This is a genomic window from Streptomyces sp. NPDC088725 (assembly GCF_044751305.1).
GTDB lineage: Bacteria > Actinomycetota > Actinomycetes > Streptomycetales > Streptomycetaceae > Streptomyces.
On sequence record NZ_JBIVLO010000001.1, the window covers coordinates 877,581 to 893,798 of the forward strand.

The 16,218-nt window shown below is 69.7% G+C and carries 16 protein-coding genes and 1 riboswitch; of the genes, 15 read left to right on the forward strand and 1 reads right to left on the reverse strand.

Annotated elements, in window-relative coordinates; translation table 11 throughout:
* Position 1 precedes the first annotated feature (1 nt).
* From ACIP6N_RS03720 to ACIP6N_RS03785, 14 genes are all read left to right on the forward strand, one after another.
* The gene (locus tag ACIP6N_RS03720) at positions 2-874 is read left to right on the forward strand and encodes a glycosyltransferase family 2 protein (protein WP_401812655.1); all 873 of its coding nucleotides are present in this window, start codon (positions 2-4) and stop codon (positions 872-874) included.
* 101 nt (positions 875-975) lie between these two features.
* Positions 976-1,905: an ABC transporter permease gene (locus ACIP6N_RS03725; protein WP_401812533.1), complete on the forward strand. Its 930-nt coding sequence runs from the start codon at positions 976-978 to the stop codon at positions 1,903-1,905.
* Complete coding sequence (locus ACIP6N_RS03730; protein ID WP_401812534.1) at positions 1,898-2,683, forward strand: ABC transporter ATP-binding protein; 786 nt, start codon at positions 1,898-1,900, stop codon at positions 2,681-2,683. Before ACIP6N_RS03725 ends, ACIP6N_RS03730 begins: the two co-directional genes overlap by 8 nt.
* Positions 2,684-3,136: 453 nt before the next feature.
* Complete coding sequence (gene hpnC / locus ACIP6N_RS03735) at positions 3,137-4,057, forward strand: squalene synthase HpnC (RefSeq protein ID WP_401812535.1); 921 nt, start codon at positions 3,137-3,139, stop codon at positions 4,055-4,057.
* Between the two features lie 26 nt (positions 4,058-4,083).
* Positions 4,084-5,004: a presqualene diphosphate synthase HpnD gene (gene hpnD, locus ACIP6N_RS03740; RefSeq protein WP_401812536.1), complete on the forward strand. Its 921-nt coding sequence runs from the start codon at positions 4,084-4,086 to the stop codon at positions 5,002-5,004.
* Positions 5,005-5,110: 106 nt separating this feature from the next.
* Positions 5,111-6,499 (forward strand): hydroxysqualene dehydroxylase HpnE, encoded by a 1,389-nt coding sequence (gene hpnE, locus ACIP6N_RS03745; RefSeq protein ID WP_401812538.1) that lies wholly within the window; start codon positions 5,111-5,113, stop codon positions 6,497-6,499.
* On the forward strand, positions 6,496-7,611 hold the full coding sequence (locus ACIP6N_RS03750) for a polyprenyl synthetase family protein (RefSeq protein WP_401812539.1): 1,116 nt from the start codon (positions 6,496-6,498) through the stop codon (positions 7,609-7,611). The genes hpnE and ACIP6N_RS03750 overlap by 4 nt, the downstream gene beginning before the upstream one ends.
* A gap of 202 nt (positions 7,612-7,813) precedes the next feature.
* A complete protein-coding gene (gene shc, locus ACIP6N_RS03755; protein WP_401812541.1) occupies positions 7,814-9,811 on the forward strand; it encodes a squalene--hopene cyclase in 1,998 nt (665 codons plus the stop codon).
* Positions 9,811-10,461 carry a 1-hydroxy-2-methyl-2-butenyl 4-diphosphate reductase gene (locus ACIP6N_RS03760; RefSeq protein ID WP_401812542.1) on the forward strand — a complete coding sequence of 217 codons (651 nt, stop codon included), beginning with the start codon at positions 9,811-9,813 and terminating at the stop codon, positions 10,459-10,461. Before shc ends, ACIP6N_RS03760 begins: the two co-directional genes overlap by 1 nt.
* Positions 10,462-10,466: 5 nt before the next feature.
* Positions 10,467-11,486 carry an adenosyl-hopene transferase HpnH gene (gene hpnH, locus ACIP6N_RS03765; RefSeq protein ID WP_401812543.1) on the forward strand — a complete coding sequence of 340 codons (1,020 nt, stop codon included), beginning with the start codon at positions 10,467-10,469 and terminating at the stop codon, positions 11,484-11,486.
* 157 nt (positions 11,487-11,643) lie between these two features.
* A complete protein-coding gene (locus ACIP6N_RS03770; protein WP_401812656.1) occupies positions 11,644-11,778 on the forward strand; it encodes a hypothetical protein in 135 nt (44 codons plus the stop codon).
* Positions 11,775-13,211, forward strand: coding sequence for an aspartate aminotransferase family protein (locus ACIP6N_RS03775; RefSeq protein WP_401812545.1), 1,437 nt, complete (start codon positions 11,775-11,777; stop codon positions 13,209-13,211). Before ACIP6N_RS03770 ends, ACIP6N_RS03775 begins: the two co-directional genes overlap by 4 nt.
* 76 nt (positions 13,212-13,287) lie before the next feature.
* On the forward strand, positions 13,288-13,902 hold the full coding sequence (locus ACIP6N_RS03780) for a helix-turn-helix domain-containing protein (RefSeq protein WP_401812546.1): 615 nt from the start codon (positions 13,288-13,290) through the stop codon (positions 13,900-13,902).
* 23 nt (positions 13,903-13,925) lie between these two features.
* Positions 13,926-14,063, forward strand: a complete 138-nt coding sequence (locus ACIP6N_RS03785) for a DUF6126 family protein (protein WP_401812548.1) — start codon at positions 13,926-13,928, stop codon at positions 14,061-14,063.
* A gap of 22 nt (positions 14,064-14,085) precedes the next feature.
* Here the strand turns inward: ACIP6N_RS03785 and ACIP6N_RS03790 are convergent, their stop codons facing one another.
* Entirely contained in the window at positions 14,086-14,898 is an 813-nt protein-coding gene (locus ACIP6N_RS03790) for a tyrosine-protein phosphatase (protein WP_401812550.1), read from the reverse strand.
* 336 nt (positions 14,899-15,234) lie between these two features.
* A riboswitch (cyclic di-AMP (ydaO/yuaA leader) is annotated at positions 15,235-15,423 on the forward strand.
* 3 nt (positions 15,424-15,426) lie between these two features.
* On the opposite strand from ACIP6N_RS03790, the gene ACIP6N_RS03795 reads away from it, so the two are divergent.
* On the forward strand, positions 15,427-16,212 hold the full coding sequence (locus ACIP6N_RS03795) for a peptidoglycan DD-metalloendopeptidase family protein (protein ID WP_401812551.1): 786 nt from the start codon (positions 15,427-15,429) through the stop codon (positions 16,210-16,212).
* Positions 16,213-16,218: the final 6 nt, after the last annotated feature.

Below are 16,218 nucleotides of genomic sequence, written 5' to 3' on the forward strand. Positions count from 1 at the left end.
GATGCGGCTCGGTGCGGTGATCATCACGATGGGCGACCGCCCTGCCGAGCTGCGTGCGCTCCTGGACACCGTCGCGGGGCAGGAAGGCGACCCGATCGAGATCGTCGTGGTCGGGAACGGCGCCCCGGTGGGCGCCGTCCCCGATGGCGTACGGACGGTCGAGCTGCCCGAGAACCTCGGCATCCCCGGCGGCCGCAACGTCGGCATCGAGGCGTTCGGCCCCGCGGGCTCGGAGGTGGACGTCCTGCTCTTCCTCGACGACGACGGTTCGCTGCCCAACTCCGGCACGGCCCGGCTGATCCGCGAGGCGTTCGCGGCCGATCCGGAGCTCGGTATCGTCAGTTTCCGGATCGCTGATCCGGAGACCGGCCTCACCCAGCGCCGGCACGTACCGCGGCTGCGCGCCTCCGACCCGCTGCGCTCCTCACGCGTGACGACGTTCCTCGGCGGTGCCAACGCCGTACGGACGAAGGTCCTCACCGAGGTCGGTCCGCTCCCCGGGGGCTTCTTCTACGCCCATGAGGAGACGGACCTCGCCTGGCGGGCGCTGGACGCCGGCTGGATGATCGACTACCGCGCCGACATGGTGCTCAACCACCCGACGATGCCGCCGTCCCGGCACGCTGTCTACCACCGCATGGTGGCCAGAAACAGGGTCTGGCTGGCCCGCAGAAACCTGCCCGCGCCCGTTGTCCCGCTCTATCTCGGCGTCTGGCTGCTGCTCACTCTCGTACGACGTCCCTCCCGGCCCGCGCTGAAGGCATGGCTCGGTGGTTTCCGGGAAGGCTGGGCCACACCATGCGGTCCACGGCGGCCCATGAAGTGGCGTACGGTATGGCGGCTGACCCGTCTGGGCCGACCGCCTGTGATCTGACAGGCTTGGTTCTGAGAGCATCAGGCGTTCTCCCCCGGGGCCTGGCTTTTTGCGGCCTGCGCCCGATCGGCTGCGCATCTTGAACACGGAAGTTTCAACTTGTGAGTGACACAACCCAAGACGGTGCGATCGTCATGAGCGTGCCGGCGTCCCCCGACGACGACCTGCCCCCGGCGCAGTTCGCCGCCAAGTACGGCCTGGCGGTGAGCGGTGCCCGGCCGAGTCTCGCCGAGTACGTCCGGCAGCTCTGGGGCCGGCGCCACTTCATTCTGGCCTTTTCCAGTGCGAAGCTGACGGCCCAGTACAGCCAGGCCAAGCTCGGCCAGCTCTGGCAGGTGGCGACGCCGCTGCTCAACGCGGGCGTCTACTACTTGATCTTCGGTCTGATCCTGGGAACCAAGAGAGGCATCCCGCAGGACGTCTTCGTTCCCTTCCTGGTCACCGGGGTCTTCGTCTTCACCTTCACGCAGAGCTCGGTGATGGCGGGCGTACGCGCCATCTCGGGAAACCTGGGTCTGGTCAGAGCACTGCACTTCCCCCGGGCCTCGCTGCCGATCTCCTTCGCCCTCCAGCAGCTTCAGCAACTGCTGTTCTCCATGATCGTGCTGTTCGCGGTCGCTGTGGCCTTCGGCAGTTATCCGTCGCTGAGCTGGGTGTTGATCCTTCCGGCGCTGGCGCTGCAGTTCCTCTTCAACATGGGACTCGCGCTCGTCATGGCGAGGATGGGCAGCAAGACGCCGGACCTCGCGCAGCTGATGCCGTTCGTGATGCGCACCTGGATGTACGCGTCGGGCGTGATGTTCTCCATCCCGGTGATGCTCGCGGGCAAGCCGAGCTGGATCGCCGACGTGCTCCAGTACAACCCCGTCGCGATCTACATGGATCTCATCCGGTTCGCGCTGATCGACGGGTACGGCTCGGACAACCTGCCCGCGCACGTCTGGTTCGTCGCGCTGGCGTGGGCCGTGTTCGTGGCCCTCATTGGATTCGTGTACTTCTGGAAGGCTGAGGAGCGTTACGGCCGTGGCTGACGTGACCGAGCAGGGACGTATCCCCACCGTCATCGCCGACGACGTGCACATCGTGTACCGCGTCAACGGAGGCAGCGGCGGCAAGGGCAGCGCCACCGCCGCGCTGAGCCGCATAGTCCGCCGCGGCAAGGGTGAACCGCGCGGGGTCCGCAAGGTCCACGCCGTACGGGGAGTGACCTTCACCGCGTACCGCGGTGAGGCGATCGGCCTGATCGGCACCAACGGTTCCGGCAAGTCGACCCTCCTGCGCGCCATCGCCGGCCTGCTGCCCACGGAGAGCGGCAAGGTCTACACCGACGGCCAGCCCTCACTGCTCGGTGTGAACGCCGCGCTGATGAACGACCTGACGGGCGAGCGCAACGTCATCCTCGGCGGCCTGGCCATGGGGATGTCACGCGAGGAAATCCGCGAGCGCTACCAGCAGATCGTCGACTTCTCCGGCATCAACGAGAAGGGCGACTTCATCACGCTGCCGATGCGCACGTACTCCTCCGGCATGGCCGCCCGGCTCCGTTTCTCGATCGCCGCCGCCAAGAACCACGACGTGCTGATGATCGACGAGGCACTCGCCACCGGTGACCGGAAGTTCCAGATCCGTTCCGAGCAGCGCATCCGCGAACTGCGCAAGGAGGCCGGTACGGTCTTCCTCGTCAGTCACAGCAACAAGTCGATCAGGGACACCTGCGACCGGGTGCTGTGGCTGGAGAAGGGCGAGCTGCTGATGGACGGCCCGACCGACGAGGTCATCAAGGCGTACGAGAAGGAAACGGGCAAGTAGCCGCTGTCACCGGCGACTCCCCGTCCGCCACTCCCCGTCACACTGCTGCCACCGAAACGCACCGACAGCGCCTCCGCCGGATCACGCCGGCGGGGGCGTCGCTGTGCCGGGGCCACTGCCCTGCGCGTGATCGTCTTTCGTCAAAGATCGGTCAAGTCATCGGTTGCCGGGGATGGTTGGGCGGGAGTGTGGCGTTCTTGCAATGCGCGCGGGACCCGGGCATGGTCATGCGCGTTCTACAACGTAAGCTGTGGTGGTTCTGAATCGCGGCAAGTGGGGTCGTACCCCCGGGGCCTCGGAGCCGCCCGTCGGCCCGCGTACTGGGGGTGGCGGGGCGGCGTGTCCGAAATGGGATGTATTGGGTGAGCAGTGTAGAACGGGAGATGTGACGGCAATGACGGATGATCTCCAGCTCCGCGAGGGTGTCGCCGTCCGCGCACCGGGAAGCACGCAGTGACGGGCGGCCCGCAGGTGCGAGCCGACGCCTCCTCGCGCGCCACGCTGGACAAGGCCACGGAAGAGAACTTCCCCGTGGCCCCCTTCTTCCTGCCGCGCGCCTGGCGAGACGATCTGATGGCGGTGTACGGCTACGCGCGTCTCGTCGACGACATCGGTGACGGCGACCTCGCCCCCGGCGGAGCCGACGCCCGCCACCTCGGTGTGGACCCCGCCCGCGCGGACGACCGCGTCGTGATGCTGGACGCCTTCGAGGCCGACCTGAGGCGCGTCTTCGCCCCGGAAGGCCCCGCCCCGGCCCACCCCCTGCTGCGGGCCCTCACACCGACCGTACGGCGCTGTTCCCTCACGCCCGAGCCGTTCCTCGGACTGATCGCCGCCAACCGCCAGGACCAGCTCGTACGGCGCTACGAGACCTACGACGACCTGCTCGCCTACTGCGAGTTGTCGGCCAATCCCGTCGGCCGGCTCGTCCTCCAGATCACCGGGACAGCGACCGCCGAGCGCGTCCGCAGGTCCGACGCGGTCTGCACGGCACTGCAGATCGCCGAACACCTCCAGGACGTGACCGAGGACCTCGGCCGCGACCGGATCTATCTGCCCGCCCAGGACATGAGGCGTTTTCATGTCGGCGAGACGGACCTCAAGGCGAAGAGCGCGGGCGCCGCGGTGCGTTCGCTGATCGCCTACGAGGCCGAACGCGCGGGCCTGCTGCTGAATGAAGGCACCCCGCTGGTGGGTAGCGTTCCCGGCAGGCTCAAGCTGTTGCTTGCGGGATTTGTGGCCGGAGGGCGTGCCGCCCTCGCTTCGATCGCGGCCGCCGGGCACGATGTGCTCCCCGGACCGCCCAAACCCACCAAGCCACGCCTGCTGCGCGAGGTGGGAGCTGTCTTGCGACGAGCGCACAGAGAGGGGTGAGCCGGAACGTGGAGGGAACGACACCCATGTCCGCGCCGGTACAGGCGGCCTACAGCTACTGCGAGGCCGTCACCGGCCAGCAGGCACGCAATTTCGCCTACGGCATCAGACTGCTGCCGGCCGACAAACGGCAGGCCATGTCCGCGCTGTACGCACTCTCCCGGAGGGTGGACGACATCGGGGACGGCACACTGCCGCCCGACGTCAAGCACACGCGCCTGGAGGACACCCGCGCCCTGCTCGCCAGGATCAGGGACGGTGCGGTCGACGAGGACGACACCGACCCGGTCGCGGTCGCGCTCGCGGACGCGGCAGGCCGCTTCCCGATCCCGATCGAGGGCCTCGACGAACTCATCGACGGCGTCCTGATGGACGTGCGCGGGGAGACGTACGAGACCTGGGACGACCTCAAGACGTACTGCCGTTGTGTCGCGGGCGCCATCGGCCGTCTCTCGCTCGGTGTGTTCGGCACGGCGCCGGGCGCCCCGGGGGTGGAGCGCGCCGCCGAGTACGCCGACACGCTGGGGCTCGCACTCCAGTTGACCAACATCCTCAGGGACGTACGCGAGGACGCCGGCAACGGCCGTACGTACCTGCCCGCCGACGACCTCGCCAAGTTCGGCTGCTCCGAGGGCTTTCACAGCGCCACCGCCCCCGCGGGATCCGACTTCGCGGGCCTGGTGCACTTCGAAGTCAGGCGCGCCCGCACCCTCTTCGCCGAGGGCTACCGCCTGCTGCCCATGCTCGACCGCCGCAGCGGGGCCTGCGTCGCCGCCATGGCCGGCATCTACCGCCGCCTCCTCGACCGCATCGAGCGCGACCCCGGGGCCGTCCTGCGCGGCCGGGTCTCGCTCCCCGGGCGCGAGAAGGCGTACGTCGCCGTGCGCGGTCTCTCCGGTCTCGACGCGCGGTACGTCTCCCGGCAGACCGTCAGGAGGCGCGGCTGATGAGCCCCGGCGTGCCCGCGGCCACCCCCCGCGCCCAGAGGCGTTCCGTGGCAACCCTCCGCCGGTCTGACGCGTCCCTGACTGCGACAGCCCGAAGGGAGCACGTATGACCGGAGCCGACGGCATCCGCCCCGGCCACGCCGTTGTGGTCGGGGCCGGACTGGCCGGGATCACCGCGGCCCTGCGGCTCGCCGACGCGGGCGTGCGGGTGACGCTGGTCGAGGGACGGCCACGGCTCGGCGGTCTCGCGTTCTCCTTCCGACGGGGCGACCTCACGGTCGACAACGGCCAGCATGTGTACCTGCGTTGCTGCACCGCGTACCGCTGGTTCCTGGACCGGGTGGACGGCGCCGCGCTGGCCCCCATCCAGGACCGCCTCGACGTACCGGTGCTCGACGTCGGCCGCGCCCGCGGGCCGCGGCTCGGACGGCTGCGCCGCAACGCGCTGCCCGTACCGCTGCACCTCGCCGCCGGACTGGCCACGTACCCGCACCTCTCGCTCGCGGAACGCGCCTCCGTCGGCCGCGCCGCGCTCGCCCTCAAGGCGCTCGATCCGGCCGATCCGGCCCTGGACGGCGTCGACTTCGCCACCTGGCTGCGCCGTCACGGCCAGTCGGACCGCACCATCGAGGCCCTGTGGGACCTGGTGGGCGTGGCGACCCTGAACGCGACCGCGCCGCACGCCTCCCTGGGGCTCGCCGCGATGGTCTTCAAGACAGGACTGCTCTCCGAGCCGGGCGCCGCCGACATCGGCTGGTCGAACGTCCCGCTCGGCGACCTGCACGACACCCTCGCCCGCAAGGCCCTCGACGCGGCCGGTGTACGGACCGAGGTACGCACCCGCGTCGGCGCGCTCACGCGCGCGGCCGGCGGCGGCTGGCACGTCGAGACGGACGGCGAAAGGCTCGACGCGGACACCGTCGTCCTCGCCGTACCCCAGCGCGAGACCCACGGCCTGCTGCCGGAAGGCGCGCTGGACAACCCCGGCGATCTGCTGGACATCGGCGTCTCGCCGATCCTCAACGTCCATGTCGTCTACGACCGCACGGTGCTGCGCCGCCCGTTCTTCGCCGCGCTCGGCACCCCCGTGCAGTGGGTCTTCGACCGCACCGGCGCCTCAGGACTGAAGGACGGCCAGTACCTGGCGCTGTCCCAGTCCGCCGCCGGTGACGAGATCGACGCCCCCGTCGCCGAACTGCGCGCACGCTATCTGCCCGAGCTGGAGCGGCTGCTCCCCGCGGCCAGGGGCGCCGGGGTGCGGGACTTCTTCGTCACCCGGGAGCGGACAGCGACGTTTGCCCCCGCCCCCGGTGTGGGCAGGCTGCGTCCCGCTGCCCGTACCCACGCTCCCGGCCTCTTCCTGGCCGGCGCATGGACCGCCACCGGCTGGCCCGCGACCATGGAGGGCGCCGTACGCAGTGGTTTCAGCGCCGCGGACGCCGCACTCTCCACGCTCGGCCTGCCCCACGAGAGTCCCTTGCAGGAGGCGGCATGAGCCCGAGTACCGCACCTACGAGTACTGGAACCAGAGGAGAGACCGTGCCGACCGTGCCCCCGGCCCACGAGGCTGTCGACACCGCGGACGTCCACGCGCTGCTGGAGCGTGGGCGGACCCTGTCCACCCCGGTGCTGCGCGCCGCCGTCGACCGGCTCGCGTCGCCCATGGACACCGTCGCCGCCTACCACTTCGGCTGGATCGACGCCGAGGGCCGGCCGGCCGACGGCGACGGCGGCAAAGCGGTGCGCCCCGCGCTCGCGCTGCTCTCCGCGGAGGCGGCGGGCGCCGCGCCCGAGTGCGGTATCCCCGGCGCCGTCGCGGTGGAACTCGTCCACAACTTCTCGCTGCTGCACGACGACCTGATGGACGGCGACGAACAGCGCCGCCACCGCGACACGGTCTGGAAGGTGCACGGTCCGGCCCAGGCGATCCTCGTGGGCGACGCGCTCTTCGCGCTCGCCAACGAACTGCTGCTGGAGATCGGCACCGCCGAGGCCGGCCGCGCGACCCGCCGGCTGACCACCGCCACGCGCAAGCTGATCGACGGTCAGGCCCAGGACATCTCCTACGAGCACCGCGAGCGGGTCACCGTCGAGGAGTGCCTGGAGATGGAGGGCAACAAGACGGGCGCCCTGCTGGCCTGCGCCGTGTCCATCGGCGCGGTCCTCGGCGGCGCGGACGACAGGACCGCCGACACCCTGGAGGCGTACGGCCACCACCTGGGCCTCGCCTTCCAGGCCGTCGACGACCTGCTCGGCATCTGGGGCGACCCGGAGGCCACCGGCAAGCAGACCTGGAGCGACCTGCGCCAGCGCAAGAAGTCACTGCCGGTCGTCGCGGCGCTCGCGGCAGGCGGTCCCGCCTCGCAGCGCCTCGGTGAACTGCTTGCCGCCGACGCCAAGAGCAACGACTTCGACAGCTTCTCGGAGGCGGAGTTCGCCACCAGGGCGGCGCTGATCGAGGAGGCGGGCGGCAGGGAGTGGACCTCGCAGGAGGCCCGCAGGCAGCACACCGTCGCGATCGAGGCCCTGGACCGCGTCGACATGCCGGAAAAGGTCAGGGCACAACTGACCGCGCTCGCCGACTTCGTCGTCGTACGAAAGAGATGATGGCCATTCCCATATCCGCTCTCACCGGGCGCTGAGGACTCTCGTACGGATCAGGCCGGACAGCGGCTCAAGAGCACGGCAGGATCCGAACGGGAGGCCCCGGCACCCCAGACCCCGAAGTAGTCGCCGTCCGTGTCCGAAGAGGGCGCCGGGCGACGGAGACCCCAGCACAGCAGCAGGACCACTGCACGAAGGGGAAGCCATGACAGCGACGACCGACGGAAGCACCGGGGCCATGGGACCCCAGGCAGCCTCGGCCAACCGACCGATCGACACCACCCTCTCCGGGGCCGGCGAGTTACTGGCGGCCGCCGAGCGGGCCGCCGCACGATCCGTCGAGCATCTGCTCGGCCAGCAGGACGCCGAAGGCTGGTGGAAGGGCGACCTGCAGACGAACGTGACGATGGACGCCGAGGACCTGCTGCTGCGTCAGTTCCTCGGAATCCAGGATCCCCGCACCACCGAGGCGTCCGCTCTTTTCATCCGCGGTGAACAGCGGGCGGACGGCACCTGGGCCACTTTCCACGGCGGCCCGGGGGAGTTGTCCGCCACCATCGAGGCGTACGTGGCGCTGCGGCTCGCCGGAGACAGACCGCAGGACCCGCACATGGCGCGCGCCTCCGCGTGGGTCCGGCAACAGGGCGGGATCGCCGCGAGCCGGGTCTTCACCCGGGTGTGGCTGGCGCTGTTCGGCTGGTGGAAGTGGGACGACCTTCCCCAGATGCCGCCCGAACTGATCTTCTTTCCCAAGTGGTTCCCGCTCAACATCTATGACTTCGGCTGCTGGGCACGGCAGACCATCGTCCCCCTCACCGTCGTCTCGGCGAAGCGGCCCGTACGGCCCGCCCCGTTCGCCCTCGACGAGCTGCACACCGATCCCGGCCACCCCAGCCCGGCCAAGCCCCTCGCACCTGTGGCGAGTTGGGACGGTGCTTTCCAGCGTCTCGACAAAATGCTGCACACGTACCACAAGTTCGCGCCGCGCACCCTGCGCAGAGCGGCGATGAACGCGGCGGCGCGCTGGATCATCGAGCGGCAGGAGAACGACGGCTGCTGGGGCGGGATCCAACCGCCCGCCGTCTACTCGGTGATCGCCCTGCATCTGCTCGGATACGACCTGAACCACCCGGTGATGCGGGCGGGCCTCGCCTCGCTCGACCGGTTCGCGGTCTGGCGCGATGACGGCGCCCGGATGATCGAAGCCTGTCAGTCCCCGGTCTGGGACACCTGCCTCGCGGCCATCGCGCTCGCCGACGCGGGACTGAGACCGGACCACCCCGCGCTCGTCAGAGCCGCGGACTGGATGCTGGACAGGCAAATCGTCAGACGCGGTGACTGGTCCGTACGCAGACCTGAACTGACCCCCGGTGGCTGGGCTTTCGAGTTCCACAACGACAACTATCCCGACATTGATGATACCGCGGAGGTCATCCTCGCCCTGCGCCGGGTCAGACATCCCGCACCCGAGCGCCTCGACGCGGCCATCGAGCGCGGCGCCCGTTGGACCCTGGGCATGCAGTCACGGAACGGAGCCTGGGCGGCCTTCGACGCGGACAACACCAGTCCGTTCCCCAACCGCCTGCCGTTCAGCGACTTCGGCGAGGTCATCGACCCGCCGTCCGCCGACGTCACGGCCCACGTCGTCGAGATGCTCGCCTACGAAGGCAAGGCGCACCACCCCGACACCCAGCGCGGTGTGGAATGGCTCCTCGCCGAACAGGAGGCGAACGGCGCGTGGTTCGGGCGCTGGGGCGTCAATTACGTGTATGGCACAGGTTCCGTGGTGCCCGCACTGACGGCCGCCGGCCTCGCCGACACCCATCCCGCCATCCGCAGGGCCGTATCCTGGCTCGAATCCGTGCAGAACGACGACGGCGGCTGGGGCGAGGACCTGCGCTCGTACCACGAGGAGGCGTGGATCGGGCACGGCGCCTCGACCCCCTCCCAGACCGCCTGGGCGCTCCTCGCGCTTCTCGCGGCCGGCGGACGGGACACCAAGGCCGTCGAACGCGGTGTCGCCTATCTGGCCGAGACGCAGCGGGAGGACGGTTCCTGGGACGAGCCGTATTTCACCGGCACCGGTTTTCCGTGGGACTTCTCCATCAACTACCACCTCTACCGGCAGGTCTTCCCGCTCACGGCCCTCGGCCGGTACGTCCACGGGGAGTCCTTCGCCGCACCCAGCCGGAAGGCGGGCTGATGGAAGCCTCTCCCGGAACGCCGGAATCCCACACTTCGCTGCTGATCGCCTGCGCGCTCGGCATCGAGCGGTTCGCCCTGCGCGGCAACGGCGGCGGCGCGGCCGGGCCCGTGACCGTCGTCCGTACGGGCATGGGCCCCAAGAACGCCGAGCACGCGGTGACGCGCGCGCTCGGAGAGGCCCGGAACAGGGACGCGGCCGTACTCGCGTCCGGTTTCTGTGCCGGGCTGATCCCCGGGATGAACCCGGGAGATCTGATCGTCGCCGAGGAGACCCGGGGCCCGCACGGCTCCACGCCCTGTACGGGCACCGGCCTGCTCGTCGACGCGCTGACCCGGGCCGTGCCCGGACACACGGTCCACACCGGTCCCATGACCGGCTCGGACCATGTTGTACGCGGCCAGGAACGGGCCGCACTGCGCACCACGGGTGCCATCGCGGTGGACATGGAATCCGCCGCCACGCTCCGAAGCGCTCTGAGCGCCGGGCCACGGCCGGTTGCGGCCGTCCGGGTGGTCGTCGACGCCCCAGAGCATGAGCTCGTCCGAATCGGCACGGTGCGCGGTGGAATATCGGCCTTCCGTGTACTCCGTGCCGTCCTGCCGGCTTTCTATGAATGGCACCGTTCTTTGCTGCTCCCCAGGAGGTGAGCTAGATGGCCATGCCGCTCCGCCAGACCATCAGGGTCGGGACGTACCTCGTCGAACAGAAGCTCCGTAAGCGCGAGAAGTTTCCGCTTATTGTCGAGCTTGAACCGCTGTTCGCGTGCAATCTGAAATGTGAGGGCTGCGGCAAGATCCAGCACCCGGCCGGCATTCTGAAGCAGCGGATGCCCGTTGCCCAGGCGGTCGGGGCCGTGCTGGAATCCGGCGCACCCATGGTCTCCATCGCCGGCGGCGAGCCGCTGATGCACCCTCAGATCGATGAGATCGTGCGGCAGCTGGTGGCCAAGAGGAAGTACGTCTTCCTGTGCACCAATGCCATGCTGCTGCGCAAGAAGCTCGAGAAGTTCACCCCCTCGCCGTACTTCACCTTCACGGTGCACATCGACGGGCTGCGCGAGCGGCACGACGAATCCGTCGCGAAGGAGGGGGTGTTCGACGAAGCCGTGGCCGCCATCAAGGAGGCCAAGAAGCGCGGTTTCCGGGTGACCACCAACTCGACCTTCTTCAACACGGACACCCCGCAGAACATCATCGAGGTACTGAACTACCTCAACGACGAACTGCACGTGGACGAGATGATGCTGTCGCCCGCCTACGCCTACGAAAAGGCCCCCGACCAGGAGCACTTCCTGGGGGTCGAGCAGACCAGGGAGCTGTTCAAGAAGGCGTTCAGCGGTGGCAACAGGCGCCGGTGGCGCCTCAACCACTCGCCGCTCTTCCTCGACTTCCTCGAAGGCAAGGCCGACTTCCCCTGCACGGCGTGGGCCATTCCCAACTACTCGCTCTTCGGATGGCAGCGCCCCTGCTACCTGATGGCCGACGGGTACGTCACGACGTACAAGAAGCTCATCGACGAGACGGACTGGAGCAAGTACGGCCGCGGCAAGGACGACCGCTGCGCCAACTGCATGGCGCACTGCGGCTACGAGCCGACCGCCGTCCTCGCCACCATGGGCTCCCTCAAGGAGACCATCCGCGCGGCCCGGGAGACGGTCGCCGGAACACGGTGACGACCTGACCGCCGGGGAGCCCGTCGTGCACGTGCTCCCCGCTGCCGCGGGCCCGGGTCCCACACCCGGGCCCGCGGCGATCGGCGGCTCGGCGTCGGCGCCGGTGGAGCAGGTGCCCGGGAGGCTGAGCCGATGAGGATTCCGAGAGGGGCCCGCCGTGTCGGTCCTGGACATCCCCGAGCAGTTCCGGGCCCCTGCCGAACGGAGTGAGGTGGCCCGCACCGGCCTCACTCCGGTGGAGATCGCAGGACGCGTCAGTGCCGCCCCGGCACACAAGGAGAGCACGGAATGACCCCTCCCACGGAGCCCGCTTCGCACCGATCGGCCGAAGCGCTCGACGAACCGGAAGGCTTCGACCTCACGCGGCTCCTCGCGGAGCGCGGGGCCGAGCGCTACGAGCTGCACACCAGACACCTCAACCACCAGCTTCCGCGGATGCTCCACACCATCGGTTTCGACCGGGTCTACGAGCGAGCGGAAGGCGCCTACTTCTGGGACGAGGACGGCAACGACTACCTGGACATGCTGGCCGGCTTCGGTGTGATGGGGCTCGGCCGGCACCACCCCGTCGTACGCAAGGCACTCCACGACGTGCTCGACGCCTCGCTCGCCGACCTCACCCGCTTCGACTGCCCGCCGTTGCCGGGACTGCTCGCCGAGAAGCTGCTGTCCCACAGCCCCCATCTCGACCGGGTCTTCTTCGGCAACAGCGGCACCGAAGCGGTCGAGACCGCGCTGAAGTTCGCCCGCTACGCCACCGGCAGGCCCAGGATCCTCTACGCCGATCACGCCTTCCACGGACTCACCACCGGATCGCTGTCCGTCAACGGCGAGGACAGCTTCCGGGACGGCTTCGCGCCCCTGCTGCCCGACACGGCCATCGCGCTCGGCGACCTCGGCGCGCTGGAGAGGGAGCTGAAACGCGGCGACGTGGCGGGATTCGTCGTGGAGCCGATCCAGGGCAAGGGCGTGCACGAGACGCCGCCCGGCTTCCTGCTCGCCGCACAGGAGCTGCTGCACCGGCACAAGGCGCTGCTCATCGCCGACGAGGTGCAGACCGGGCTCGGCAGGACCGGTGACTTCTACGCGTACCAGCACGAGGCCGGGGTAGAGCCGGACCTCGTCTGCGTGGCCAAGGCCCTCTCCGGCGGGTACGTGCCCGTCGGCGCGACCCTCGGCAAGGACTGGATCTTCAAGAAGGTCTACTCCTCGATGGACCGCGTACTGGTCCACTCGGCGAGCTTCGGCTCCAACGCCCAGGCCATGGCGGCCGGTCTCGCCGTCCTGTCGGTGATGGAGGACGAGGAGACCGTCGCCAGCGCGCGGGCGACGGGAGATCTGCTCAGGACACGGCTGGCCGCGCTCGTTCCGCGCTACGAGCTGCTGCACGAGGTACGCGGCCGCGGTCTGATGGTCGGTATCGAGTTCGGCAGGCCGGACTCGCTCAAGCTCCGCAGCCGCTGGACCATGCTCCAGGCCGCGCGCAAGGGGCTCTTCGCGCAGATGGTGGTCGTCCCGCTGCTCCAGAAGCACCGCATCCTCACCCAGGTCTCCGGTGACTTCCTGGAGGTGATCAAACTGATCCCGCCGCTGACGATCGGCGAGCGCGAGGTGGACCGGTTCGTGGACGCGTTCACCGCGGTCATGGACGACGCGCACGGCGGTGGCGGGCTGATGTGGGACTTCGGCAAGACGCTGGTGAAGCAGGCCGTCGCGAACCGGTAGCGGAGCCTGCGGGAAGCTTTTTTGCCTCCGGGGCAATTGATTTGCCCCGGAGGAAATGACCTGGCGCAATGGAGGCATGAGTACTTCTGCCGAAGGAGGGGCGGCCGACGAGCTGCCCGAGGTCGCGCCCCGCCTGCGCGAACTGCGCCGAGGCCGCCGTCTCACCCTTGAGGCGGCCGCCCAGCGCGCCGGGCTCTCCCCGGCGCATCTCTCCCGGCTGGAGACAGGGCGCAGGCAGCCCTCGCTGCCCATGCTGCTGGCGCTGGCCCGGGTCTACAGTACGACGGTCTCCGAACTGCTCGGCGAAGTCCCCCCGGAACGCGACCCGATCATCCGCGCCGGGCGCATGGAGGCCGTCGAGGCCGACGGCTGGACCTATCACCAGGCAGGCAGCGGCGCGGGTCGTGCGATGCAGCCGCTGCGGGTCCGTATCCCGTACGGGGCGCAGGGCGATCTCGTCCGGGTGCACGCGGGAGAGGAATGGCTCTACGTCCTGGAAGGGCGGCTGAGGCTGGGCCTCGGGGACGCCGTCCATCTGCTCGACCCCGGCGACAGCGCGCACTTCGACTCGCTCACCCCGCACCGCATCGCCGCGGCCGGGCCCGGCGCGACGCACCTGCTCTTCGTCCACACCCTGCTGCAGAGCCCCGCCGCCGAGCTGTGTCTCGGCGGCGGGCGCCGTCGCGGCTGAACCGCCGGGAAAGGTCCGCTCTCATGTCAGAGAACCGAGTCCGCAGAGAATGGACGCTCCCCCGGGGACTGGTCGTCCGGCTCTTCGCCTATCTGGTGGCGGGGCACCTCTTCGCCGGATTCCTCTACGTGCTCTTCCTCGTGGGCTCGCGCAGCCAGTAGCGCCGGTCGTCGCCGCTCCTTGTCACGCGCCGTCGAGGAGGCTGCCGCGCAGCTTCTCCAGGGTCTGGGGGGTGAGTCCCAGGCCCTCGGCCAGATAGCGCTCGGTGGTTCCCCACGTCTGCTCGATGGTCTCGAAGGCGGCGGCGAGATACTCGGCGCGCGCGTCGAAGAGCGGGCTGAGCAGCTCCATCACCTCGTCGGACGTGCCGGCGGGCGAGGTGTCGCTGCGGCGGACCAGGTAGCGGTGGGCCGGGGCGTTCGACTTCAGATAGTCCGCCTCGACGGCCCCGGGCTCGACCCCCACGGCGAGCAGCGTCACCGCGACGGAAACCCCCGCCCTGTCCTTGCCCGCCGCGCAGTGCATCAGCGCGGGGACGCTGTCCTCGGCGAGGGCGTGCAGCACCCGGCTGTGCTCGGCGGTGCGGTCCGTGATGACCGACCGGTACGACTCCGTCATCCGCGCGGCCGCCTTGCCGTCCGAGAGCAGCGCGCGCAGCTGGTCGAGGTCGCCGTGCCGGATCATCCGCCAGAACTCCGCGCCGTGGGCCGGGTCGGAGAGCGGGATGTTCACATGGCGTACGCCGGGCAGCTCGACGTCCCTGCCGTCGAGCTTGAGGTCGGCCGCGTTACGGAAGTCGAAGATCGTGTGGAGACCCAGCGCGGACAGCGCAGCGGCGTCGGCCGCGGTCGCGTTGGCGAGGTGGCCGCTGCGGAAGAGACGGCCCTGCCGCACAACCCGGCCGTCGGTGGTCGGCAGTCCGCCCACGTCGCGGAAATTACGCACGCCGGTCAGTCCGGGCTCTGTCGGCGGGACGTGCGGCAGGTGCTGCGTCATGGGAGCTGCTCCTCCGGATCAGCCGCCGGCGCTGCTCGCCGACGGTGGCGGGCTCTGACCCTACGACATGATCACCAGACTAATCTGTCCGTATTGTTCGTTTGATTGCAACCTGTCCCCATAAATGGGCGGATGGGTTTGTGCCTCGTGAGCGGGATCATATTCGTGACGGTCCGTGGCGGTGCGGCGAAGCGGAATTCCTGCGTCCTATGGAAAACGAAGATCCTTAATCCACGGAGGGTGACCGCTAATCCCGGGAAATATCGGAGCGTGTATTGCCGGCGGGAATACACGGGCTTGTTCCCGCCGGTTCGCTCGCTTACGGTCACCATTTGTCCGAGCGGAACGCCGAATCCTGCCGCCGCCCGGAATTCCATCCACCCACGTGTGGCAGGAGCGGGGGACCCAGGTAGTACGCCGAACCGGCTCGTCCGGACGGCTCGGGGTGAAGTCGCGCGACAGCGCGACCGGGCAACTCCAGCTCGAACCCGACAGCTCACCTCGCAGGCGCCGGAGAGGAAATTCGTCATGCCCGCAAAGGGTAAGCACCGCCGTCCCATGTCCCGTTCGATCAGACGCGGAATCATCGCCGTCAGCGCGGGTGGCGCCGCCCTCGCGCTTCCGCTCATCGGTGCCACCGGCGCGCACGCCGCCGAGAAGGCGACGCCCACGCAGACCGTCGCCGCCGCCCAGACCGCGAAGACCTACTCGGTGGTCTCCGGCGACACGCTGTCCAAGATCGCGCGAGACCAGCACGTCGCCGGTGGCTGGCAGAAGCTCTACGCCGACAACCGCCCGGCCGTCGGCGCCGACCCGTCGGTGATCCGCCCCGGTCTCAAGCTGGCCGTCGGCGCGGCTGCGGCGACCGCCGCTCCGGAGGCCCCCGCGGTCAAGAAGGCCGCCGCTCCCGCCTTCAACCTCCCGGTCGCCATCGACGCGATCGGCACGCCGTACCACCAGGCGGGCAGCAGCTGGGCCAGTGGCTACCACACCGGTGTGGACTTCGTGGTTCCGTCCGGCACCCCCATCAAGGCGATCGGCGCGGGTACCGTCGTCACCGCCGGCTGGGGCGGCTCGTACGGCAATCAGGTCGTCATCCAGCACCCGGACGGCACGTACTCGCAGTACGCCCACATGACCTCGATCGGTGTCTCCGCGGGACAGACCGTCGGCGCGGGACAGCAGATCGGCATCTCCGGCGCGACCGGCAACGTCACGGGACCGCACCTGCACTTCGAGGTCAGGACCGGACCGGACTACGGCTCGGACATCGACCCGGTGGCGTACCTGCGCGCCCACGGCGTCACTGTCTGAATCGGT